Here is a 19,066-nt window from a genome sequence, read left to right as displayed (position 1 = left end):
TAAGACTCAGCGGAAGCGGAGGGCTGTGGGTCCCTGGACCTTCGAGCCACGGCGCTGCTTGGCCGGCATGGCGGCCAGCTTCTCGCGCAGCTCCACCGCGTACGACGCCAGCGCCTCGACCAGGTCCGGCACAGAGGCGTGCTGGGGCTGGACGTCGACGCGCAGGCCGAACTCGGTGGCCGTCTCGGCGGTCTTCGGGCCGATCACCGCGACGACCGTGCGGGCGTGCGGCTTGCCGGCGATGCCGACCAGGTTGCGGACGGTGCTGGACGAGGTGAACAGCACCGCGTCGAAGCCACCCGACTTGATCGCGTCGCGGATCTCGGCCGGCGGCGGCGCGGCGCGGACCGTCCGGTAGGCGGTCACGTCGTCCACCTCCCAGCCCCGCTCGATCAGGCCGGCGGCCAGCGTCTCGGTGGCGATGTCGGCCCGGGGCAGCAGCACCCGGCCGACCGGGTCGAGGATCTCGTCGTGCGGCGAGAACTCGGCCAGCAGGCCCTCGCTGGACTGGTCGCCCGCGGGCACCAGCTCGGGCTGGATGCCGAAGGCGCGCACGGCCTCGGCCGTGGCCTCGCCGATGCAGGCGATCTTCACGCCGCCGAAGTGGCGGGCGTCGAGACCGTGCTCGTCGAACTTCTCCCAGACCGCGCGGACCGCGTTGACCGAGGTGAAGACGACCCAGGCGTACCGGCCGTCGACCAGGCCCTTGACCGCGCGCTCCATCTGGGCCGGGGTGCGGGGCGGCTCGACCGCGATGGTCGGCACCTCGCACGGGATGGCGCCGTAGGCCCGAAGCCGGGCGCTCATCGCGCCGGCCTGCTCCTTGGTGCGCGGCACCAGGACCTTCCAGCCGTAGAGCGGGCGGTTCTCCCACCAGCTCATGGCGTCGCGCTCGGCGACGTCGCCGCCGACCGTGAGCACGACCCGGCCGGTGAAGCCGAGCGCCGCGGCGACGAAGCTGTCGACCGTGGACGTCGTCGTGTACTGGGTCTCGCCGGTGCCGTCGCCGGTCACCGCGACCGTGGTGCCGGGCTCGACGCCCGAGGCGAGCAGGCCGTCGCGGACGGCGGCGAGGTCGCCGGCGTCGACCGCCACCGCGAACGAGCCCTTGAGCGCGGCCGCGGCCAGCGCGTCGAAGTCGAGGGTGGTGACGTCGCCGACGTCGGCGGTGACGCGGACGCCGGGCAGCGGGACACCGGCGTACGTGGCCACGCCCTCGGCCTGGCCCAGGCCGGGAACGACCTCGAAGTGCACGGCGGTGCGGGCGACCGCCTGCACCTCCTTGACCACGGCCTCGTGACCGAAGGGGTCACCGGCCACGAGGTGCACGGCCGACAGACCGGACTTGGCGGCCGAGAGGAGCACCTTGGCGACGTCGCCGGGCGCGCCCTCGGCCGGGCTGAACTGGGCGTCCGGCTTGGCCTCGGCCCGGATCGCGGTCAGCAGGGACTCGGGAACGCCCCGGTCGAAGACCACCTGGTCGGCATCGGTGAGCGCGGCGTGGGCGCGGCGGGTCAGCAGCTCGGGGTCGCCGGGTCCGGCGCCGACGAACGCGATGCGTCCGGCTGGCTTGCGGGCGGTGCGGGTGGTCATTCTGTGCTCCCCATCAGGGTATCGGCGCCGGCGTCGAGGAGATCGGCGGCGAGCGCCTTGCCGATCTCCGCCGCGTCGGCGGGCGTTCCGGTGCGCGACAGCCGGATGGCTCGAACCCCATCCGGGCTGATCACCGCACCGCGCAGGTAAATCTCGTCGCCGGTCTCGCCCTCGGCGAGCTCGGCATGTGCCGCGACCGGGGCGGAGCACCCGGCCTCGAGCGTGGCCAGCATCGCCCGCTCCGCCACGACGGCGGCCCGGGACGGTGCGTGGTCGAGCACGGCCAGCAGCTCGACCAGGTCGGCGTCGTCGGCCCGGCACTCCACGGCCAGCGCGCCCTGAGCGGGGGCCGGCAGCATGAGCATCGGGTCGAGCGTCTCGCTGATCTCAGCCGTGCGGCCGAGACGCGCCACGCCGGCCCGGGCGAGGACGACGGCGTCCAGATCTGCCTCGGGTCCGTGGACCCGGGCGATCCGGCTGTCGACGTTCCCGCGGATCGGCGTGACCTGCAACTCTAGGCCCAAAGCATGCAGTTGCGCGATTCGGCGCACCGCGCCGGTTCCGACGAGCGCGCCCGGCGGAAGCTCGGCCAGGGTACGGTTGCCCTTGGTGATCAGAGCGTCGCGCGGGTCCTGGCGCGGGGGCACGGCCGCGATGTGCAGGCCGGCCTGCGGGCCGGTGGGCAGGTCCTTGTACGAGTGCACGGCGAAATCGATCTCGCCGGCGAGCAGCGCGTCGCGCAGCGCGGAGACGAAGACACCCACGCCGAGCTGGGCCACGGGCGCCGACGAGCGGTCACCCGAAGTGACGATGCGCACAAGCTCGACCGGGCGGCCGGTGGCCTCGGTCAGCGCGTCCGCGGTCTGTTGCGACTGAGCGAGCGCCAGCGCGCTGCCTCGTGTGCCGAGGCGCAGCGGGGTACTCACGCTTTTCCTCCGATCTCAGGCACCGCGTTGGCCGGCGTGGCGTGCGGCACGTCCAGGTCGAACAGCTCGCGCAGCAGGGCCGCGTACTGGTCACCGCCGGGCTCGGCGGCCAGCTGGCGCACCCGCACGGTCGGTGAGTGCAGCAGCTGCTGAACAACCCGGTGCAGCGTACGGGAAATGTCGCCCCGTTGCTCCTCGCTGAAATCGGGGCGGCGCCCCCAGAGCTTGCGCAGCTCGGCGCTGACCACGTCCTCGGCGCGCGTACGCAGGGCGGCCACGGTCGGGGCGATCTCCGCCCCGCGCAGCCAGCCCAGAAAGTGATCAACCTCGCTCGTGACGATCTGCTCGACCGCGGCGGTCTCGGCGGCCGCGGGGGCCGAACGGCGGGACGCGGCCAGGCTGTCGATGTCGATGATCGTGACGCCGGGCACGCCGTAGGCGTCCGGGGCGACGTCGCGCGGCACGGCCAGGTCGAGCACGACGAGCGGCGCCGCCGCCTCGAGCCGGGCCCGGGTGAGCACCGGATCGGTGGCGGCGGTGGCCGTGATCACCAGTTCGGCCTCGCGCAGCGCCTCGTCCAGGTCGTCGTAGGCCACGGCCGTGGCGCCGTACGCCTCGGCCAGCCGCTCGGCGCGGTCGGCGCTGCGGTTGGTGATCCGCAGCGGGCCGACCCCGGCCCGGGTCAGCGTGGCGACCGAGAGCGCGCCCATGGCGCCGGCCCCGACGACCAGCGCCTTCTTGCCCTCGAGGGAGCCCAGGTGACTTTCCGCGACCTCGAGGGCGGCGGTGACGACGCTCTGGCCGGCCCGGTCGATGCCGGTCTCGGCGTGCGCCCGCTTGCCGACCCGCAGCGCCTGCTGCATCAGCTCGTGCAGCAGCCGTCCGGCCGAGTCGTTCTCGGTGGCCACGTGGTACGCGTCGCGCAGCTGCCCGAGGATCTGCGACTCGCCCACGACCATCGAGTCGAGACCGGCCGAGACCTTGAACGAGTGCTGGACCGCGGCCTCGTCGTAGTGCACGTAGAGATGACCGGCGAGCTCGGTCGCCGGGATGCCGGAGACCTCGGAGAGCACGTTGCAGATGTCGCCGAGGCCACCGTGGAACGTGGTGACCGCCGCGTAGATCTCCACCCGGTTGCAGGTGGACAGGACGACCGCCTCACCGACGTACGGCTGGGCGACGAGCTTGGAGAGCAGGTCGGGCACCGCTGAGTCGGGGATGGCGAGGCGTTCCAGCGTGGCGACATCGGCGGTGCGATAGGACGCACCGACGCTGAGGAGATTCACGACCCGACCGCCTCCTGATTGCCCGCCGGTGAGGCGGACCGGCCGCCCGGCAGCGCGGTCAGCGATGCCTTGCGGTGTTCGTGGAATGAGAGAATCTGCAGTTCGATGGCAAGGTCGACCTTGCGGACGTCGACGTTCGACGGCACCGAGAGCACGCAGGGTGCGAAGTTGAGGATGCTGGTGACGCCCGCGTCGACCAGCACGTCGGCCACCGCCTGGGCGGCGCCGGGCGGGGTGGCGATCACGCCGATGGCGATCTTCTCCTCGACCGCGACCCGGCCGAGGTCGGAGATGTGCCGCACGGCGAGGCCGTGGATGCGCTCGCCGACCTTGGACTCGTCGGCGTCGAAGAGCGCGACGATCTTGAAGCCGCGGCTGGCGAAGCCGTCGTAGCCGGCCAGCGCGTGACCGAGGTTACCGAGGCCGACGAGGCAGACCGCGCGGCGCTGATCGAGACCGAGGACGTACTCGATCTGCTCGATCAGCAGGGTGACGTCGTAGCCGACGCCGCGCGTGCCGTACGAGCCGAGGTGGGAGAGGTCCTTGCGGAGCTTGGCGGAGTTGACCCCCGCCGCGGCCGCGAGGCCTTCGCTGGAGACGGTGTCCGCGCCGGCCTCACCCAGGTTGTGCAGGGCGCGGAGATATTCGGGAAGGCGCGCGATAGTGGCCTCCGGCAGATCCGGGAAGGCCTGGACGGCATTGTCGCCACGGACATGGCCGGGCGTGCTTCCGTGACGCTGCTGACTCATCTGACTCCGTGCCGACGAGGTTGCGAACCTGCGGGGAACCCACGAACGCCTGGTTGAACCGGCTGTGCTAGCGGGGCTCTTCGAAGTCAAAGAGTAGGCGCTTGTGAAGGCGTGCACAAATCGCGATCTTGATCGGATGGCTGGACAAAGATCCAACTGAGTGCTACTTGATTATGCCAGCGTCCGGGCGATCTCGACAGCCTCGACCAAAGTGTCCGCCACCGGGCGACCGGACGCCCGCAATCGGACGGGGTCGGTGAATCCCCCCGTATAGAGCACCGAAACCCCGCCGACGGATTCGGCCGCCGCCGCGTCGTCCAGCGAATCGCCGATGAGCACCACGTCGGAACCGGCCAGGCCCAGCTCGGCCAGGTGCTCGGCCAGATGACCGGCCTTCAGATGCCCGCCGATCTCGGTGCGCAGGCCGTCCACCCGGGTGAAGACACCGGTCAGCCCGTACGTCTCGACGGCCGGCACCAGTTCCTTGTGGAACCACATGGACAGCAGCGACTGGGTGCCCGGCCACGACCGGAGCGCCTCCGAGGCGTCCGCGGCCAGCGTCATGTTCGTCAGGCCCAGCCGGTACGCGTCGTGGAAGATCCGGTCGAGCTCCTCGAACTCCTCCTGGCCGACCGCGCGCTCGAGGATCTCGGCGTAGAACTCGGCCACCGGCCGGCGGAACCGGGAGCGGTGCTCGTCGGCGCCGACCGCCCGGCCGCCGACCGAGGCGAAGGCCTCGTTCGTCGACGAGACCACCAGGTGGAGGTCGTCGAGCAGGGTGCCGTTCCAGTCCCAGACCAGGTGCTTGCGTGTCACGGCGAACAACCTACAGGCGCGGCTCGCCCGGCGGCCTGGACAGATCGCGCAGCAGGCGGGCCTCCTCGACCTTCCAATATCCGTGCTCGTCCCCGTCGAGCAGCACCACCGGCACGCGGTCGCCGTAGTCGCGCTCCAGCTCGATCGACGACTCGACATCGACCCGGCTCCACTGGCCAGGGACGATCCGGTCGAGCGTGGTCTCGGCGACCTCGCACAGGTGGCAGCCGGTCCGGCTGATCAGGGTCACGCGGCTCACGATGACAACTCCCTCTTGCGTACCTTGCCGGTCGCCGAGTGGGGAAGCTCACGCACCAGCTCGATCGACGGCACCTTGAACCGGGCGAGCTGCCCGGCACAGAAGACCTGCAGCTCGGCCGGGGTCGGCGGCGGGTCGAGCGCGGTCACGACGTACGCGTGGGGCCGCGCGCCGGTGTCCGGATCGGGCACACCGACCACGGCCGCCTCGGCCACGCCGGGGTGGGTGTCGAGCACCCGCTCGATCTCGGCCGGGTAGACGTTGAAGCCGCGCACCAGGATCAGCTCGTCGAGCCGGTCGACCAGGTGGAGATCGCCGTCGGCGTCCGCATAAGCCACGTCGCCGGTGGCCCACCAGCCGTCGGGGCCCGGACCGCCCCGCCCGTCCGGCCAATATCCGGAGAACAGGTTGGCCCCGCGCACCACGATCTCGCCGGGGTCGGTGCCGGCCGAGTCCTCCACCGACAGGTCGAGCTCGGCCAGGTCGTCGTCGGGCGACGGGGTGCCGTCGCGCCACAGCACCTGGCCGGCCGCCGAGCGCAGCAGCAGGGAGACGCCGGGCAACGGCCGCCCGATCGAGCCCGGCTTGCCCCGGTCGCTGACGGCCGTGGTGGTGAGCACCGGGGCGGTCTCGGTCAGCCCGTACCCGACCAGGACGCTCCGGCCGGTGGTGGCGGCGAACCGGGCCGCGTCGTCCGGGGGCAGCGGGGCCGCGCCGCACACGGCGGTCCGCACGGAGCGCATCGCGATGCCGGCCCCGGGCTGCTGTGACCACGCCGCGTACATGCCGGGCACGCCGACCACGACGGTCACCGCCCGGGAGGCGATGACCTCGAGCGACGCTCCGGGGTCGAACCGGTCGACCAGCACACCGGTCGCGGCGTGGTGCACGACCGAGCCCAGGCCGGTGTTCAGGCCGTACGCGTGGAACAGCGGCACAGCGAGCAGCACCACGTCGTCCGGGCCGACGACCGCCGGCTCGATCGCGTCCAGCTGATCGTGGTTGGCGGCCAGCGCGGCGTGGGTCAGCATCGCGCCCTTCGGCCGCCCGCTCGTCCCCGAGGTGTAGAGGAGGACGGCGAGATCGGGCGGCGTTTCCGTCCGTACGGGCTCGCGCGGGCCCCCGGCACTCGCGATCACCAGGGCGGCCCCGGAGTCCCGTATCGCGTAGTCCCTCTCGTCAGCCGTGTAGGCCGGGTTGAGCGGCACCGCCACCCGCCCCGCCCGGAGCACGCCGTAATACGTCGTCACGAACTCGATGGAGTTGCCGAGCACGATCGCGACGCGGTCACCCGGCGCCGTCGCGGCGGCGATGGAGCGCGCGGCCTCGTCCACCCGTTCGTGGACCTGGGACCAGGTCAGCTCGGCGTCGTTGGTGATCAGGGCGAGACCGTCGGGCCTGCGCGCGGCGGCTCCGGCGACCGGGTCGCGGGCTGCTTCGTCCACGAGGCACGAGTCTGGCACAAAGCGCCACGGAAGTGGGTGCCGGACAAGTTGTCCGTCGCGCGCCGAGCCGTGTCGGCCATCGTGGCAGACGTTCCTTGTGTCTTGTCTGCGCCACTTCGTACTATTTTCTGCGCAGCCGCACACAGCGCACACGGTGTGCGACTCCGTGTGTCCGGCGTCCGTGATACTTCGCGTCTGTGTAACGGACTCCACAGCCCTGGGTGAGGTCGGTCTGACGTTTTAGGCCACCCCACCCCTTTTGCTATGAGTGATCACCCCTCATCCCGAGGAGGCCGCTGTGCCACAAAATGCACGCCCATGCTGCGCATCCACGTCTGGCGGGACGGATCAGCAGCAGTCGAAGCAGCAGCCCCGCCGGGTGAAGGAGGCGCAGTGAGCCATGTCTACGCCGGGGACCCGTACCACCGCGACGTGTTCGCGGCCCGCCTCGCATTGGGCGACGGCTTGACCGTCCTCCGCCGCTCGGTCGGCGCGTTCGACGACCTGATCGTCAACACGATCCGCGGCGACGGCCCCAAGCGGACCCGCAACCGCCCGCACGTCAACGAGGCGCCCGGGCACCGGATCCCGCCGACCGGCAACGCGAAGCCCATGGCCGGCGGCGGCCGGGTGGCCGTGCCCGGCCGGCCCGGCATGCCCCCGCCGCAGCCCACCGCCGGTCAGCGCAGCCAGCTGCCCGAGACGGCGCCCGGCGAGCAGACGGTCGTGGTGCCGGCGCAGAGCACCACCAGCCCGCCGACCGAGCCGTCGCAGCCGAAATATCCGGCCCGCCCCGATCCGGGCGACGCCGCCGCCGAGGTCTGGGCGCTGGTGGAGCGCGCGCAGGCCGGCGAGGCCGAGGCGTTCGGCCTGATCTACGACCGGTACGTCGACACGGTCTTCCGGTTCGTCTACTTCCGGGTCGGCAACCGCCAGCTCGCCGAGGACCTCACCTCGGACACGTTCCTGCGCGCCCTCAAGCGCATCGGCAGCTTCACCTGGCAGGGCCGCGACCTCGGCGCCTGGCTCGTCACCATCGCCCGCAACCTGGTCGCCGACCACTTCAAGTCGGGCCGCTACCGGCTCGAGGTCACCACCGGCGACGTGCTCGACGCCGACCGCGAGGACCGCGGTCCCGAGGGCAGCCCGGAGTCGGCGGTGGTCGACCACATCACCAACGTCGCCCTGCTCACCGCGGTCAAGCAGCTCAACCCCGAGCAGCAGGAGTGCATCGTGCTCCGCTTCCTCCAGGGCTTCTCGGTGGCCGAGACCGCGCAGACCATGGGCAAGAACGAGGGCGCCATCAAGGCCCTTCAGTACCGGGCGGTGAGAGCGCTCGCCCGTCTCCTGCCCGAGGGGTTCCAGGTATGACCGCCCGCACCGAGCGGCGCGTGGCCCCAGCCCGGCGACGCCCGCGGCACAGCGTGACGGGGGCCACCTCCATTACCCGATGCCGGGCGCTCGCCCCCGTAACCGGGGACGCGTGTCGCGCGTTTGTCCGAGTGCGACCCCGGGCGGCCCTGGAGGCCCCCGATTTCGTCGCGACCGTCGGCGATGCCGCCGACGAGACACTCACGAGCGAGGGGAGGTGCCCGCGGTGAATTTCGAATTCCTGGACCGGCGGAGCGCCGAGCGCTTCGCGGAGCTTCTCGACGAGAACACCGGCGGCCGCCGGCATCACAGCCGCGGCCAGGCCGATGAGCAGCTCGCCGAGCTGGTCGCCATCGGCAACAGCCTCTCCGGCGCGCGGCCCGGGGTCCGGGTGGACTCCGAGTTCCGCACCGGACTGCGGGCCATGCTGGTGGCCACCGCCGAGCGGGACGGCATCGGCCGCACCGCCACCGCCGTCGCCGAGCCCGCCACCGGCCCGGCGTCGACGGCCCGCACCGGCCTCCGCGCCGGGCTGCTGGGGCACGGCGGCCGTATCCGGGCCCGCGGCGCGATCGTGATCGGCGTTGCCGCCGGCGCGCTGGCGGTCTCCGGAATCTCCGCGGCAAGCGAGAACGCATCACCGGGCGACGCCCTGTACGGGGTCAAGCGCTCGACCGAACGCGCCCAGCTGGCCATGGCCGGCTCGGACGTCAGCCGGGGTCAGCTGTCACTCGACTTCGCCCGCAACCGGCTCGCCGAGGCGGCCGCGATGAAGGGCGGCGACAGCGGTTTCGCCGGCGTGCTGGACGACATGGACGCCGACACCCGCAAGGGCGTCAAGCAGCTCACCACGGCGGCCGTGGCCAACCGCGACGCCAAGCCGCTGACCACGATCGACGGCTTCGTCGACCGGCAGCGCGGCACGCTCATGCCGAGGCTCGACCAGCTCAGCACGGGCAACCGGGAGCGCGCCACGCGCTCGCTGGCGCTGCTCGAGACGGTCAGCGAGCGCTCGGCCGGCCTGCGGACGGGTCTCAAGTGTTCGCCCGTGGCCACCAACGGCTCGGACACGCTGGGCCCCAAGCTCAAGGGCTGTGCCGACGACACGGACGGCCCGTCGGCCACCTCGTCGCGTCCGTCCTCCGGGCAGACCGGCAAGGCGACGAGCAAGCCGAGCAAGGACGCCAAGGTCACTCCGCAGAAGACCGATCCGACCGCGGAGCCCGGCACCACCGCCGGCACGAAGGTCAAGGGCAACAGCGGGGTGACCGGTCAGGTCGTCCCGTCGAGCACGCCCGAGCTGCCGCTGGGTGGCACCCCGGTGCCGTCGGAGACGCCGCTGATCGACCCGGGCACGGGCGACACGACCGGCGACACCAGCGAGAAGGGCCCGCTCGGCGGCCTGCTGGAAGGGATCTTCGGCGACTAGAAGGTTACGGACATGGCGAGGGGCGGTTGCCGGGAGTTACCGGACCGCCCCTCGTTGTCATTATAGGCGGAAACCGCCCACCGACGACGTCAGCGGGCGAACGGATCGGGCCGCTTCTCCAGCAGCTCGAGAAGCGTGGCCTGGATCGTCTCGCGCACCTGGTCGGCCAGGTTGTAGACGACCATCGGGTCGTCGGCCAGCTCGGTGAGGTGCGCGGTCGGGATCGGCGGGCAGACCTGGATCATCCACTTGCTCGGCAGCGGCACCAGGCCCAGCGGGCCGAGCCAGGGGAAGGTCGGCGTGACCGGGAAGTAGGGCACGCCGAGCAGCCGGGCCAGCGGCTTGATGTCGGCCAGGATCGGATAGATCTCCTCGGCCCCGACGATCGCCACCGGCACGATCGGGGTGCCGGTGCGCAGCGCCGCCGAGACGAAGCCGCCGCGGCCGAAGCGCTGGAGCTTGTAACGGTCGGCGAAACGCTTGCCGATGCCCTTGAAACCCTCGGGGAAGACGCCGACCAGCTCGCCGGTGCTCATCAGGCGCTCGGCGTCCGGGTTGCAGGCCACGGTGACGCCCGACTTGCGGGCCAGCTCGCTCACCACCGGCATGCGGAAGACCAGGTCGGCGCCGAGCAGACGCAGGTGGCGCTCGCGCGGGTGCTTGTCGCGGATCGCCACCGAGAGCATCAGCGCGTCGAGCGCGAGCGTGCCCGAGTGGTTGCCGACGACGAGCCCGCCGCCGGAGTCGGGGATGTTCTCGATGCCGAAGACCTCGGTGCGGAACCAATCGTGGTAGAGCACCCGCAGCAGCGGATGGAAGACCGCGTCGGTGAGCTCGGGGTCGAAGCCGAACTCGTCCACCTCGTACGTCCCGGCGAGCCGCCGGCGCAGGAAGGCGAGCCCGTTGGCCACCCGCTGGTCCCAGACGTCCAGGGCCGCGTCCGGCTCGGCCGGCGAGGGCGGCTCGGCGTGCCCGTTCATCCGCGGCTCCTCCGGGATGGGCCGGCGGCCGTTGACCCGGACCGGCTCGGCCGGCCGGGGCAGGACGAAGTCGGCGTTGCCGGGCAGCATGTCGCGAAACTCGTCCTGGCTCATGACTCGCTCCCGCCGGTCACCGCGGCGGCCTCGGCGTTGCCCCGGACCCGCCTGATGCCGTCCAGGATGGCCTGCTCGGCGACGGCCAGCCGGTCGTCGGTGAGCGAGCCGCCGGCGTGGCCCCTGATGAAGTCGTCGAACGCCTCGGACGTGGTGCGCGGGGTGAAGCCGAACTCGCGGACCAGCCGCGTGGTGTCGACGACCCGGCCGTGCACGAAGAGGTCGATCTGGTCGAAGCCGATCTGGCCGATCCCGACGTTGCGGGCCAGGCCGGCGAAGGTGGAGAGCGTGCCCTCGGGCAGCGGCACCGAGATGCGCCCGGCCCGGCGGACGGCCTGCGACAGCGCCAGCACGCCGGTCCCGGCCACGTTGAAGGTGCCGGGGTGGTCCTCGATGACCGAGCGGTGCAGGATCTCCAGCGCGTCGTCGACGTGCACGAACTGGAGCCGGGCGTCGCGGCCGAACACGGTCGGCACCACCGGCTGGGAGAAGTAGCGGGTCAGCGTCGTGTCGGCGGTCGAGCTGATGAACGGCGCGAAGCGCAGCACGGTGGCCGCCACCTCGGGACGGCGACGGCGGAAACCGCGCACGTAGCCCTCGATGTCGAGGATGTCGCGCGCGAACGAGCCCCGCGGCACGGCCCGGGGCTCGGTGTCCTCGGTGAAGACCGCGGGGTCGCGGAACGACGCGCCATAGGCGGCCGTCGACGAACGCACCACGAGCTTGCGCAGGCGGGAAGCGCCCTGCGCGGCGGCGAGCAGCTGCATCGTGCCGATGACGTTCTGCTCTTTCATCGCGGCCCGGCCGCCGTGCTGTGCGTCGGGCGCGCTGGTGACCGCCAGGTGCACGAGAGCCTCGGCACCCAGTTCGGCGATGGCGCCCGAGGCCGCACGGGCGTCGGCCCGGATCAGCTCGACGTCCGCCATGAGGTCGCGCAGGGCGGCCGGCGGGTCGAGCGGATCCAGGCCGACGACACGGTCGACCCGGGGATCTGCGGCGAGACGCGCGGCCACCCGGGCGCCGAGATATCGGCTGACTCCGGTGACCACGACAACGCTGGGCGGAGAGGTCACGTCGGGCGCACCTTCCGATGCGTACGGGTGCGATGCGTGCGGCAAGCGACGGGAAGGCCGGGAATCACGCCCGGCCGACCATCACTTGCCCAGACGGCGACGCTGGACGCGGGTCTTGCGCAGCAGCTTGCGGTGCTTCTTCTTCGCCATACGCTTGCGGCGCTTCTTGACCACGGAGCCCATACGACATGCCTCTCGAAACTGGTGGATCGGACCGGCGCGTGCGCGATGGCACGTCCCGCATCCGAGCTGAACGGGTCCCGGGCGCGCAGAGCAGTCCGGAGCCAACCGCACCAGCGTACAAGCCCGGCGAGCGCCGGGCCAAAACGGCCTAGGCCGTTTGGGAGAAAGCGCCGCGCAAGTACTCGTGCACGGCGTGCTCGGGCACCCGGAAGGACCGGCCGACCCGGACGGCGGTGAGGTCACCGCCGTGCACCAACCGATAGACCGTCATCTTGGAGACCCTCATCAGAGAGGCCACCTCGGCGACGGTCAGGAACCGCACCTCCGAGAGCCGTTCCTCGGTCTGGGCTGGACCCGTCATCTCGTACGCACCGATCCTTTCGCAGGCACGGGCCGCGCGCGGAGTGGAAAGCATTTGCGACGCGGCGGAGAACGTGCGTGTCATCAGAACGGTATCGATACGGCTGTGACCAACGCGATGCGTTCCGTGAAAAAGGCCGGAAAAAGTCAAGGCCGACACGCCGGATGTGCCCCGTTTCTGCCCCAATTGTTGCTTTTGGGGACGGACACGGTGTCTACCGTCGGTCGGCGAGGCGGCGCACGACGTAGCCGTACCAGTTGATCCCGTACGGCACGTAGACCCGCACGACGTTGCCGCCGGCCGCCAACCGGGCCTGCTCCTCCGGACGTACGCCGTAGAGGAGCTGGAACTCGTACTCCTCCGGCAGGCGGTCGAACCAGCGCGCCCGGTCCTCGGCGATCGCGATCAGCCGCGGATCGTGCGTCGCGATCATCGGGTAGCCGTCACCCGACATCAGGATGTTCAGGCAGCGGACGAACGACTTGTCGATGTCGAGAGCGGACTGGAAGGCCACCGACTCGGGCTCGGCGTAGGCGCCCTTGCAGAGCCGCACCCGCGACCCGGCCGTGGCCAGCTCGCGGCAGTCGCCCTCGGTGCGCCTCAGATAGGCCTGGAGCACCGCCCCCGTGCCGGGGTGGTCCTTGCGCAGCTCGGCCAGGATCTCGAGCACCGCGTCGGTGGTGGTGTGGTCCTCGGCGTCCAGGGTCACCGTCGTGCCGGCCTCGGACGCGGCCACGCAGATCGCCTGGGCGTGCTCGTAGGCGAGCCGCTCGTCGAGCCGCAGGCCCAGCGCCGACAGCTTCAGGCTGACCTCGGCGGCCGGGGTCAGGCCGGCCGCCTTGGCCGCGGACAGCAGGGCGCGGTATTCGTCGCGGACGGCCACGGCCTGCTCGGCACTCCGCGTCTCCTCGGCCAGGTGGTCGAAGGTCACGTAGAGCCCGTCGTCGGCCAGCGCGCGGCCGGTGCGCACGGCGTCGCCGGCCCCGTCACCGGCTACGAAGCGGCCGGCGACCTTTCGGCTGACCGGAACGGCGGCCGCGAGACGCCCGAGGCGGTCCGATCCGGCGGCGGCCAGGAACAGGGAGCGGAGCATGTCCCGAGCGTATCGTCCGGCCCACCTCCGATCGTGGGAGTGGCACGCGGGCCATGTTCGTGGGCGGCGGGGGCGGCTACCTTTGTCGGGTGGACTTCGATGCGTACGCCCGAACCGCCGTTGACCTCGTCAACGCGGAGGTGAGTGATCTCGCCGCGCTGCGGGCCCTGTTCACCGACGAGCAGGGCTGGATGCGCGAGGAGGTCGCGGAAAAGGACGTGGCCGTCTTCCGCCGCGCTCAGCGGCGCCTGCGCGACGTCTTCGAGTACGGCACGAGCGGCCGCGACGCCGAGGCCGTCACCGAGCTGAACTCGCTGCTCGAGGTGTACCCCGTGCAGCCGCGCATCTCCGGGCACGACGCCGGCGACTGGCACATGCACGTGACCAGCCGCGGCGCGTCGGTCAGCTCCGAATATCTGGCCGGCGCCGCGTGGGGCCTGTCGGTCTGGCTCTGCGAATACGGCAGCGCCCGCTTCGGCATCTGCGCCGACGAGCGCTGCGGCAACGTCTATCTGGACACCTCGTCCAACAACTGCCGCCGCTTCTGCTCCGAGCGCTGCGCGACCCGTTCCCACGTCGCGGCACACCGCGCGAGGAAGCGGGCGGCGACACTTACCCCCGCGTAATCGCTGGAGTGGGTGACTCCGCCGGCTTGAGATGCCGGCGGGCGAACTCCAGAGACTCGCGCAGGTCGGCCTCTCGGGCGGCGCGGCTCGGTGCCTTGCGCGTGGAGACCTCCAGGGCGACCGAGCCGGTGAAACCGCGCGCCGACAGCGACCGCAGCAGCTCGGCGCAGGGCTGGTTGCCCCGGCCGGGCACCAGGTGCTCGTCGCGGCCCTCGCCGGTGCCGTCGCCGAGGTGCACGTGCTTGAGGCCGGCGCCCATCTTGTCGGCCATGGCCAGCGAGTTGATGCGGGACGCGGCGCAATGCGACAGGTCGAGCGTGTAGGCGTCGAAGCCGGTCTCGGTCGGGTCCCAGCCGGGCGTGTAGGGCACGAACCAGCGGCCCGCCATCTTCACCGGGAACATGTTCTCGATCGCGAAGTCGAGGTCGGGATGCCGCGCCTGGATCTTGGCCAGGCCGGCCGAGAAGTTCTTGGCGTAGTCGCGCTGCCAGCTGAACGGCGGGTGCACCACCACCGTGGGGGCGCCGAGCGTCTCGGCCAGCTCGGCCGCGCGGCTCAGCCTCTCCCAGGGATCGGTGCTCCACACCCGCTGGGTGACCAGCAGGCAGGGCGCGTGAACCGACAGCACCGGAACGTTGTAGTGATCGGCCAGACCCTTCAGGGCGCCGGCGTCCTGGCTGACGCGGTCGGTCCACACCATGACCTCGAGACCGTCGAAGCCGGTCGTGGCGGCCAGCTCGAACGCGGCCGCGGTCGGCTCGGGAAAGACCGACGAGCTGGACAGAAGCACGGGGACGCGGGAACTCACGTCATCAAGCGTAGACCCGTTTGTCGCGTACGCCGTCTCCTCTACCGGGTATATACGGCCATACCGGGCGGCGACGTGGTGCCGGTCCCCCGCGCGCGTACGCTGAGCCTGGTGAGCCGCCGTCAACAGATCCGCATCGTCCTCGACGCTGCGGCAGCCGCCCGTGCCGCCGAGGTCGACCTCGATTTTCCTCGTGAGTGGATCGAGTTCCTCGACCCCGACGACGACAAGCACCTGGTCCGGGCCGACCTGACCTGGTTGCTGTCGCGATGGACGTGTGTCTTCGGCTCGGCCTGCCACGGCATCGTGGCCGGGCGCGCGCAGGACGGCTGCTGCTCGCACGGCGCGTTCTTCACCGACGCCGACGACGAGAACAGGGTGAAGGCGGCCGCGGCCAAGCTCACCCCGGAGAACTGGCAGCACTACCGCCGGGGCTTCAAGAACTACACCGAGATGGACACGATCGACGGGGCCAAGCCGGCCCGCCGCACGGCCATCCAGTCCGAGGACGGCCCGTGCGTCTTCCTCAACGACGCCGGCTTCGCCGGTGGTGGCGGCTGCGCGCTGCACGCGCAGGCGCTGCGTGACGGCGTACACCCGCTGACCTATAAGCCGGACGTCTGCTGGCAGCTTCCGGTGCGCCGGGAACAGGACTGGATCAAACGCCCGGACGGTACGAAGGTGCTCCAGTCGACGCTGACCGAGTTCGACCGGCGCGGCTGGGGACCGGGCGGCCACGACCTCGACTGGTGGTGCACGTCGTCGCCGGACGCCCACGTCGGCACCGAGCCGATGTACCTCTCGTACGCGCCGGAGCTGATCGCCCTGGTCGGCAAGTCCGCGTACGACAAGCTGGCCGAGCTCTGCGCCGACCGCCTGGCCAAGGGCCTGACCGCGGTGCACCCGGCCACGGTCAAGGCCGGGATGCCGAAGAAGCGCGGCGGACGTGAGCCCGCCGCGCCTCCGGAGTCGCTATAAGGCTGCCTTCAGACCGCTTAAGGGCGGTGGTGGGGCGGTTGGACGGGGATCAGGGCTCGAACTTGTAGCCGAGGCCGCGCACCGTGACGATGTAGCGCGGGGCCGACGGCTCGGGCTCCACCTTGGAACGCAGCCGCTTGACGTGGACGTCGAGGGTCTTGGTGTCACCGACGTAGTCGGCGCCCCAGACCCGGTCGATCAGCTGACCGCGGGTGAGCACCCGTCCGGCGTTGCGCAGCAGCAGCTCGAGCAGCTCGAACTCCTTCAGCGGGAGCTGGACGCCGCTGCCGTCGACCGTCACCACGTGACGCTCGACGTCCATCCGGACCGGGCCGGCGGCCAGCGTCGGGGTGGAGACCTCGGCCGCCTCGGTGCCCTGACGGCGCAGCACGGCGCGGATCCGGGCGACCAGCTCGCGCGGCGAGTACGGCTTGGTGACGTAGTCGTCGGCGCCGATCTCCAGGCCGACGACCTTGTCGATCTCGCTGTCCCGGGCGGTGACCATGATGATCGGGACGGCCGAGCGCTGACGCAGCTGACGGCAGACCTCGGTGCCGGACATCTCCGGAAGCATGAGGTCGAGCAGCACGATGTCGGCACCGGTCCGGTCGAACTGCGTCAGGGCCGAGGTTCCGGTCGGTGCGACCGACACCTCGAAGCCCTCCTTGCGCAGCATGTACGACAGGGCGTCGGAGAACGACTCCTCATCCTCGACCACGAGCACGCGGGCCAATGTGGTTCCTTCCATCTTCCGGCTCACAGGCTCAACGCCCGCCAGCACCGGACTCGATCTCAATTGCCGTCGGTAACGGCAAGGGGGCTTCCGGGGGACGCGCCGGTAGGCGCAGAGTGAACGTCGAGCCGTCGCCGAGGCTGCTGGTCACGTCGACCCGGCCGCCGTGGTTGGTGGCGATGTGCTTGACGATGGCCAGGCCCAGACCGGTGCCGCCGGTCGAGCGTGACCTGGCCTGATCGGCTCGGTAGAACCGCTCGAAGATCCGGTCGACGTCGTGCGGCGCGATGCCGATGCCCTGGTCGGCCACGTCGATCTCGATCCAGTCGTCCTCATGACGCAGGGTGAGCTCGACCTTCGTGTCGTCTCCGGAGTACGCGATCGCGTTCTCCACGAGGTTGGTCACCGCGGTCGCCACCTGACTGTCGCTGCCGTAAACGGTAGCGCCCTTGGGACCGGAGTAGACCACCTCGATGTTCTTGGCCGAGGCGGTGGTGCGGGTGCGGTCGATGACCTCGGCGATCACCCAGTCGAGCGCGACCGGCTCGGGGGTGGGCAGCGGCTCGGCGCCCTGGAGCCGGGTCAGTTCGAGCAGCTCGTTGACCAGGCGGCCCATCCGGGCCGACTCGTGGTGGATCCGCTCGGCGAACCGGCGGGCCGCGAGCAGGTCCTCGTTGGGCTCCTCGCCCTCGACGGCCTCGGCCGCCGGCACCTCGGTCGCGTCGAGCAGCGCCTCGGCCAGCAGCTGGAGCGCGCCGATCGGGGTCTTCAGCTCGTGGCTGACGTTGGCCACGAAGTCCCGGCGGACGCGGGCCAGCCGGTGCGACTCGGTGACATCGGCCGCCTCGACCGCCACGTGCGTCGAGTTCAGCGCCACCGCCCGCAGGTGCAGGCCGAGCGGCGCCTGCGCGGCGCCGGTGCGGCCATGCGGAAGATCAAGTTCGACTTCCCGCCGTACGCCGGTACGCCGCACCTGTCCGGCCAGCGTGCGCAGGATCGGGTGGGCCGCGATGGTGCCCGGAGCGCCGCCGGAGCGGAGCAGGCCCATCGCTCGGGCGGCCGGGTTGACCAGCACCGGGTGATCCTCGGCGTCGAGGACCACCACGCCGACGCGCAGCGAGTCGAGGCTCTTGCGACCCAGCCCCTTCATGCTGTGCTTACCGGTGTGCTCATCCTCGTTGTTGATGGCGCGTCCTCCCTCATCTTTCCGGGAGGCGGCGACGTCCGACCCGGGTGACCTACGGGCACGGGCGATGAAGATCCCCGCTGCCACGCCGACGGCCAGCGCGACGAGGGTCAGGAGAATGCCGTACACCAGGTCCACGCTGCGATCGTAGGGTCATTGTTTACCTGAGCAGTAGGGGAATACGGACAAACCGGGCGCACGTCGAATAATGTTCACCACTGCGCCCAGCGTCGTTCATTGCCGTTCACGTGACCGCTGCTGTGCACCCCTAGCCTGTACATCAACCAAGGTCGCGCCATGTTTCGGGGCGACCGCGAGCCCCTGGGGACGAGACAACATGCGCGAGGAGTTCCAGGCCGACCTCAACGAGGTCACCCGCCTGCTGGTGACCATGGCAGAAGGGGTGCGCACCGCGCTGCGGAACGCGACCACCGCGCTGCTGACCGCCGACCTCAAGGCCGCCGAGTCGGTCATCGAGCGCGACGTCGAGATCGACGCCATCTACAGCCAGGTCGAGACGAAGGTGGCCGACACCATCGCCCGCCAGGCGCCGGTCGCGTCCGACCTCCGGATGGTCATCACCGCCCTGCACATCTCGGCCGACATCGAGCGGATGGGCGACCTGGCCGAGCACGTGGCCAAGACCGCCATGCGCCGCCACCCGTCGCCGGCCGTCCCGGCCGAGCTCCGCCCGGTCTTCAAGAAGATGGCCGAGGTGGCCGACGAGATGGCCGGGGAGATCACCAAGCTCCTGGCCAGCCCCGACGCCGAGCTGGCGGCGGCACTGGAGAAGGACGACGACAAGATCGACGAGCAGGAGCGTGAGCTGTTCCGCATCATGCTCGCCGACGACTGGCCGTACGGCGCCGAGACCGCGATCGACGGCGCCCTGCTGGGCCGCTTCTACGAGCGTTACGCCGACCACGCCGTGAACGTCGGCGCGCAGCTGGTCTACCTGATCACCGGAGACAAGGTGGCCGACCAGAGCTGAGCGATCCGCTCGCCTGGCCGGCGCGGGGGCCGGGACGCCACGGGGGCGTCCCGGCCCTTTGCTTTG

General features: G+C 71.4%; 19 protein-coding genes and 1 pseudogene. 5 read left to right on the top strand and 15 right to left on the bottom strand.

From position 1 onward, the window contains the following. Positions 1–6: 6 nt before the first annotated feature. The 7 genes from ACFY36_RS21285 to ACFY36_RS21255 all read right to left on the bottom strand — a co-directional run bounded on the left by ACFY36_RS21285 (position 7) and on the right by ACFY36_RS21255 (position 7,074). Positions 7–1,593, bottom strand: coding sequence for a bifunctional uroporphyrinogen-III C-methyltransferase/uroporphyrinogen-III synthase (locus ACFY36_RS21285; protein ID WP_499747706.1), 1,587 nt, complete (start codon positions 1,591–1,593; stop codon positions 7–9). Further along, the gene (hemC, locus tag ACFY36_RS21280; RefSeq protein WP_499747705.1) at positions 1,590–2,519 is read right to left on the bottom strand and encodes a hydroxymethylbilane synthase; all 930 of its coding nucleotides are present in this window, start codon (positions 2,517–2,519) and stop codon (positions 1,590–1,592) included. The genes ACFY36_RS21285 and hemC overlap by 4 nt, the downstream gene beginning before the upstream one ends. After that, a complete protein-coding gene (locus ACFY36_RS21275; protein ID WP_499747704.1) occupies positions 2,516–3,805 on the bottom strand; it encodes a glutamyl-tRNA reductase in 1,290 nt (429 codons plus the stop codon). The genes hemC and ACFY36_RS21275 overlap by 4 nt, the downstream gene beginning before the upstream one ends. Further along, positions 3,802–4,554 (bottom strand): redox-sensing transcriptional repressor Rex, encoded by a 753-nt coding sequence (locus ACFY36_RS21270; protein ID WP_499747703.1) that lies wholly within the window; start codon positions 4,552–4,554, stop codon positions 3,802–3,804. The genes ACFY36_RS21275 and ACFY36_RS21270 overlap by 4 nt, the downstream gene beginning before the upstream one ends. 171 nt (positions 4,555–4,725) lie before the next feature. Further along, positions 4,726–5,370 (bottom strand): HAD family hydrolase, encoded by a 645-nt coding sequence (locus ACFY36_RS21265; protein WP_499747702.1) that lies wholly within the window; start codon positions 5,368–5,370, stop codon positions 4,726–4,728. Positions 5,371–5,380: 10 nt separating this feature from the next. Then, complete coding sequence (locus tag ACFY36_RS21260; protein ID WP_499747701.1) at positions 5,381–5,629, bottom strand: glutaredoxin family protein; 249 nt, start codon at positions 5,627–5,629, stop codon at positions 5,381–5,383. Beyond that, the gene (locus tag ACFY36_RS21255) at positions 5,626–7,074 is read right to left on the bottom strand and encodes a class I adenylate-forming enzyme family protein (RefSeq protein WP_499747700.1); all 1,449 of its coding nucleotides are present in this window, start codon (positions 7,072–7,074) and stop codon (positions 5,626–5,628) included. The genes ACFY36_RS21260 and ACFY36_RS21255 overlap by 4 nt, the downstream gene beginning before the upstream one ends. A 504-nt stretch (positions 7,075–7,578) precedes the next feature. On the opposite strand from ACFY36_RS21255, the gene ACFY36_RS21250 reads away from it, so the two are divergent. Together ACFY36_RS21250 and ACFY36_RS21245 are read left to right on the top strand one after the other, a co-directional pair. Beyond that, positions 7,579–8,445, top strand: a complete 867-nt coding sequence (locus tag ACFY36_RS21250; protein WP_499748191.1) for an ECF subfamily RNA polymerase sigma factor, BldN family — start codon at positions 7,579–7,581, stop codon at positions 8,443–8,445. Between the two features lie 217 nt (positions 8,446–8,662). Continuing rightward, positions 8,663–9,553: pseudogene (locus ACFY36_RS21245) on the top strand (DUF5667 domain-containing protein); the annotation flags it as partial. 410 nt (positions 9,554–9,963) lie between these two features. Here the strand turns inward: ACFY36_RS21245 and ACFY36_RS21240 are convergent. The 5 genes from ACFY36_RS21240 to ACFY36_RS21220 all read right to left on the bottom strand — a co-directional run bounded on the left by ACFY36_RS21240 (position 9,964) and on the right by ACFY36_RS21220 (position 13,678). Next, positions 9,964–10,968, bottom strand: coding sequence for a lysophospholipid acyltransferase family protein (locus ACFY36_RS21240; RefSeq protein ID WP_499747699.1), 1,005 nt, complete (start codon positions 10,966–10,968; stop codon positions 9,964–9,966). Next, entirely contained in the window at positions 10,965–12,041 is a 1,077-nt protein-coding gene (locus tag ACFY36_RS21235) for an NAD-dependent epimerase/dehydratase family protein (protein ID WP_499747698.1), read from the bottom strand. The genes ACFY36_RS21240 and ACFY36_RS21235 overlap by 4 nt, the downstream gene beginning before the upstream one ends. Positions 12,042–12,122: 81 nt before the next feature. Continuing rightward, positions 12,123–12,224: a 30S ribosomal protein bS22 gene (locus ACFY36_RS21230; protein ID WP_007465623.1), complete on the bottom strand. Its 102-nt coding sequence runs from the start codon at positions 12,222–12,224 to the stop codon at positions 12,123–12,125. Positions 12,225–12,372: 148 nt separating this feature from the next. Further along, positions 12,373–12,585 (bottom strand): helix-turn-helix domain-containing protein, encoded by a 213-nt coding sequence (locus ACFY36_RS21225; RefSeq protein WP_097317749.1) that lies wholly within the window; start codon positions 12,583–12,585, stop codon positions 12,373–12,375. 214 nt (positions 12,586–12,799) lie between these two features. Beyond that, positions 12,800–13,678 (bottom strand): proline dehydrogenase family protein, encoded by an 879-nt coding sequence (locus tag ACFY36_RS21220; protein ID WP_499747697.1) that lies wholly within the window; start codon positions 13,676–13,678, stop codon positions 12,800–12,802. 89 nt (positions 13,679–13,767) lie between these two features. Between ACFY36_RS21220 and ACFY36_RS21215 the strand changes: the two genes are divergently transcribed. Next, the gene (locus ACFY36_RS21215) at positions 13,768–14,304 is read left to right on the top strand and encodes a CGNR zinc finger domain-containing protein (protein WP_499747696.1); all 537 of its coding nucleotides are present in this window, start codon (positions 13,768–13,770) and stop codon (positions 14,302–14,304) included. On the opposite strand, the gene ACFY36_RS21210 is transcribed toward ACFY36_RS21215, so the two are convergent. Next, positions 14,291–15,112: a sugar phosphate isomerase/epimerase family protein gene (locus ACFY36_RS21210; RefSeq protein WP_499747695.1), complete on the bottom strand. Its 822-nt coding sequence runs from the start codon at positions 15,110–15,112 to the stop codon at positions 14,291–14,293. The genes ACFY36_RS21215 and ACFY36_RS21210 overlap by 14 nt on opposite strands. Before the next feature lie 111 nt (positions 15,113–15,223). On the opposite strand from ACFY36_RS21210, the gene ACFY36_RS21205 reads away from it, so the two are divergent. After that, entirely contained in the window at positions 15,224–16,090 is an 867-nt protein-coding gene (locus ACFY36_RS21205; RefSeq protein WP_499747694.1) for a DUF3109 family protein, read from the top strand. 49 nt (positions 16,091–16,139) lie between these two features. On the opposite strand, the gene ACFY36_RS21200 is transcribed toward ACFY36_RS21205, so the two are convergent. Both ACFY36_RS21200 and ACFY36_RS21195 read right to left on the bottom strand, forming a co-directional pair. Further along, positions 16,140–16,823: a response regulator gene (locus tag ACFY36_RS21200; RefSeq protein ID WP_097317745.1), complete on the bottom strand. Its 684-nt coding sequence runs from the start codon at positions 16,821–16,823 to the stop codon at positions 16,140–16,142. A gap of 31 nt (positions 16,824–16,854) precedes the next feature. After that, positions 16,855–18,147, bottom strand: coding sequence for a sensor histidine kinase (locus ACFY36_RS21195; RefSeq protein ID WP_499747693.1), 1,293 nt, complete (start codon positions 18,145–18,147; stop codon positions 16,855–16,857). Positions 18,148–18,346: 199 nt separating this feature from the next. Between ACFY36_RS21195 and phoU the strand changes: the two genes are divergently transcribed. Further along, entirely contained in the window at positions 18,347–19,000 is a 654-nt protein-coding gene (gene phoU, locus ACFY36_RS21190; RefSeq protein WP_499747692.1) for a phosphate signaling complex protein PhoU, read from the top strand. Positions 19,001–19,066: the final 66 nt, after the last annotated feature.

Origin of the sequence: Actinoplanes sp. NPDC000266 (genome assembly GCF_042899005.1) — a bacterium.
Taxonomy (GTDB): Bacteria; Actinomycetota; Actinomycetes; order Mycobacteriales; family Micromonosporaceae; genus Actinoplanes.
Note: the sequence above shows the minus strand (reverse complement) of the source record. Positions and strands in the feature narration are given on the sequence as shown.

What these genes read in the sequence shown, in the direction of transcription:
- ACFY36_RS21270 (WP_499747703.1), bottom strand. Translation starts at nt 4,554, where the DNA reads ATGAGTCAGCAGCGTCACGGAAGCACGCCCGGCCATGTCCGTGGCGAC.
- ACFY36_RS21225 (WP_097317749.1), bottom strand. Translation starts at nt 12,585, where the DNA reads ATGACGGGTCCAGCCCAGACCGAGGAACGGCTCTCGGAGGTGCGGTTC.
- ACFY36_RS21230 (WP_007465623.1), bottom strand. Translation starts at nt 12,224, where the DNA reads ATGGGCTCCGTGGTCAAGAAGCGCCGCAAGCGTATGGCGAAGAAGAAG.
- phoU (WP_499747692.1), top strand. Translation starts at nt 18,347, where the DNA reads ATGCGCGAGGAGTTCCAGGCCGACCTCAACGAGGTCACCCGCCTGCTG.
- ACFY36_RS21220 (WP_499747697.1), bottom strand. Translation starts at nt 13,678, where the DNA reads ATGCTCCGCTCCCTGTTCCTGGCCGCCGCCGGATCGGACCGCCTCGGG.
- ACFY36_RS21240 (WP_499747699.1), bottom strand. Translation starts at nt 10,968, where the DNA reads ATGAGCCAGGACGAGTTTCGCGACATGCTGCCCGGCAACGCCGACTTC.
- ACFY36_RS21285 (WP_499747706.1), bottom strand. Translation starts at nt 1,593, where the DNA reads ATGACCACCCGCACCGCCCGCAAGCCAGCCGGACGCATCGCGTTCGTC.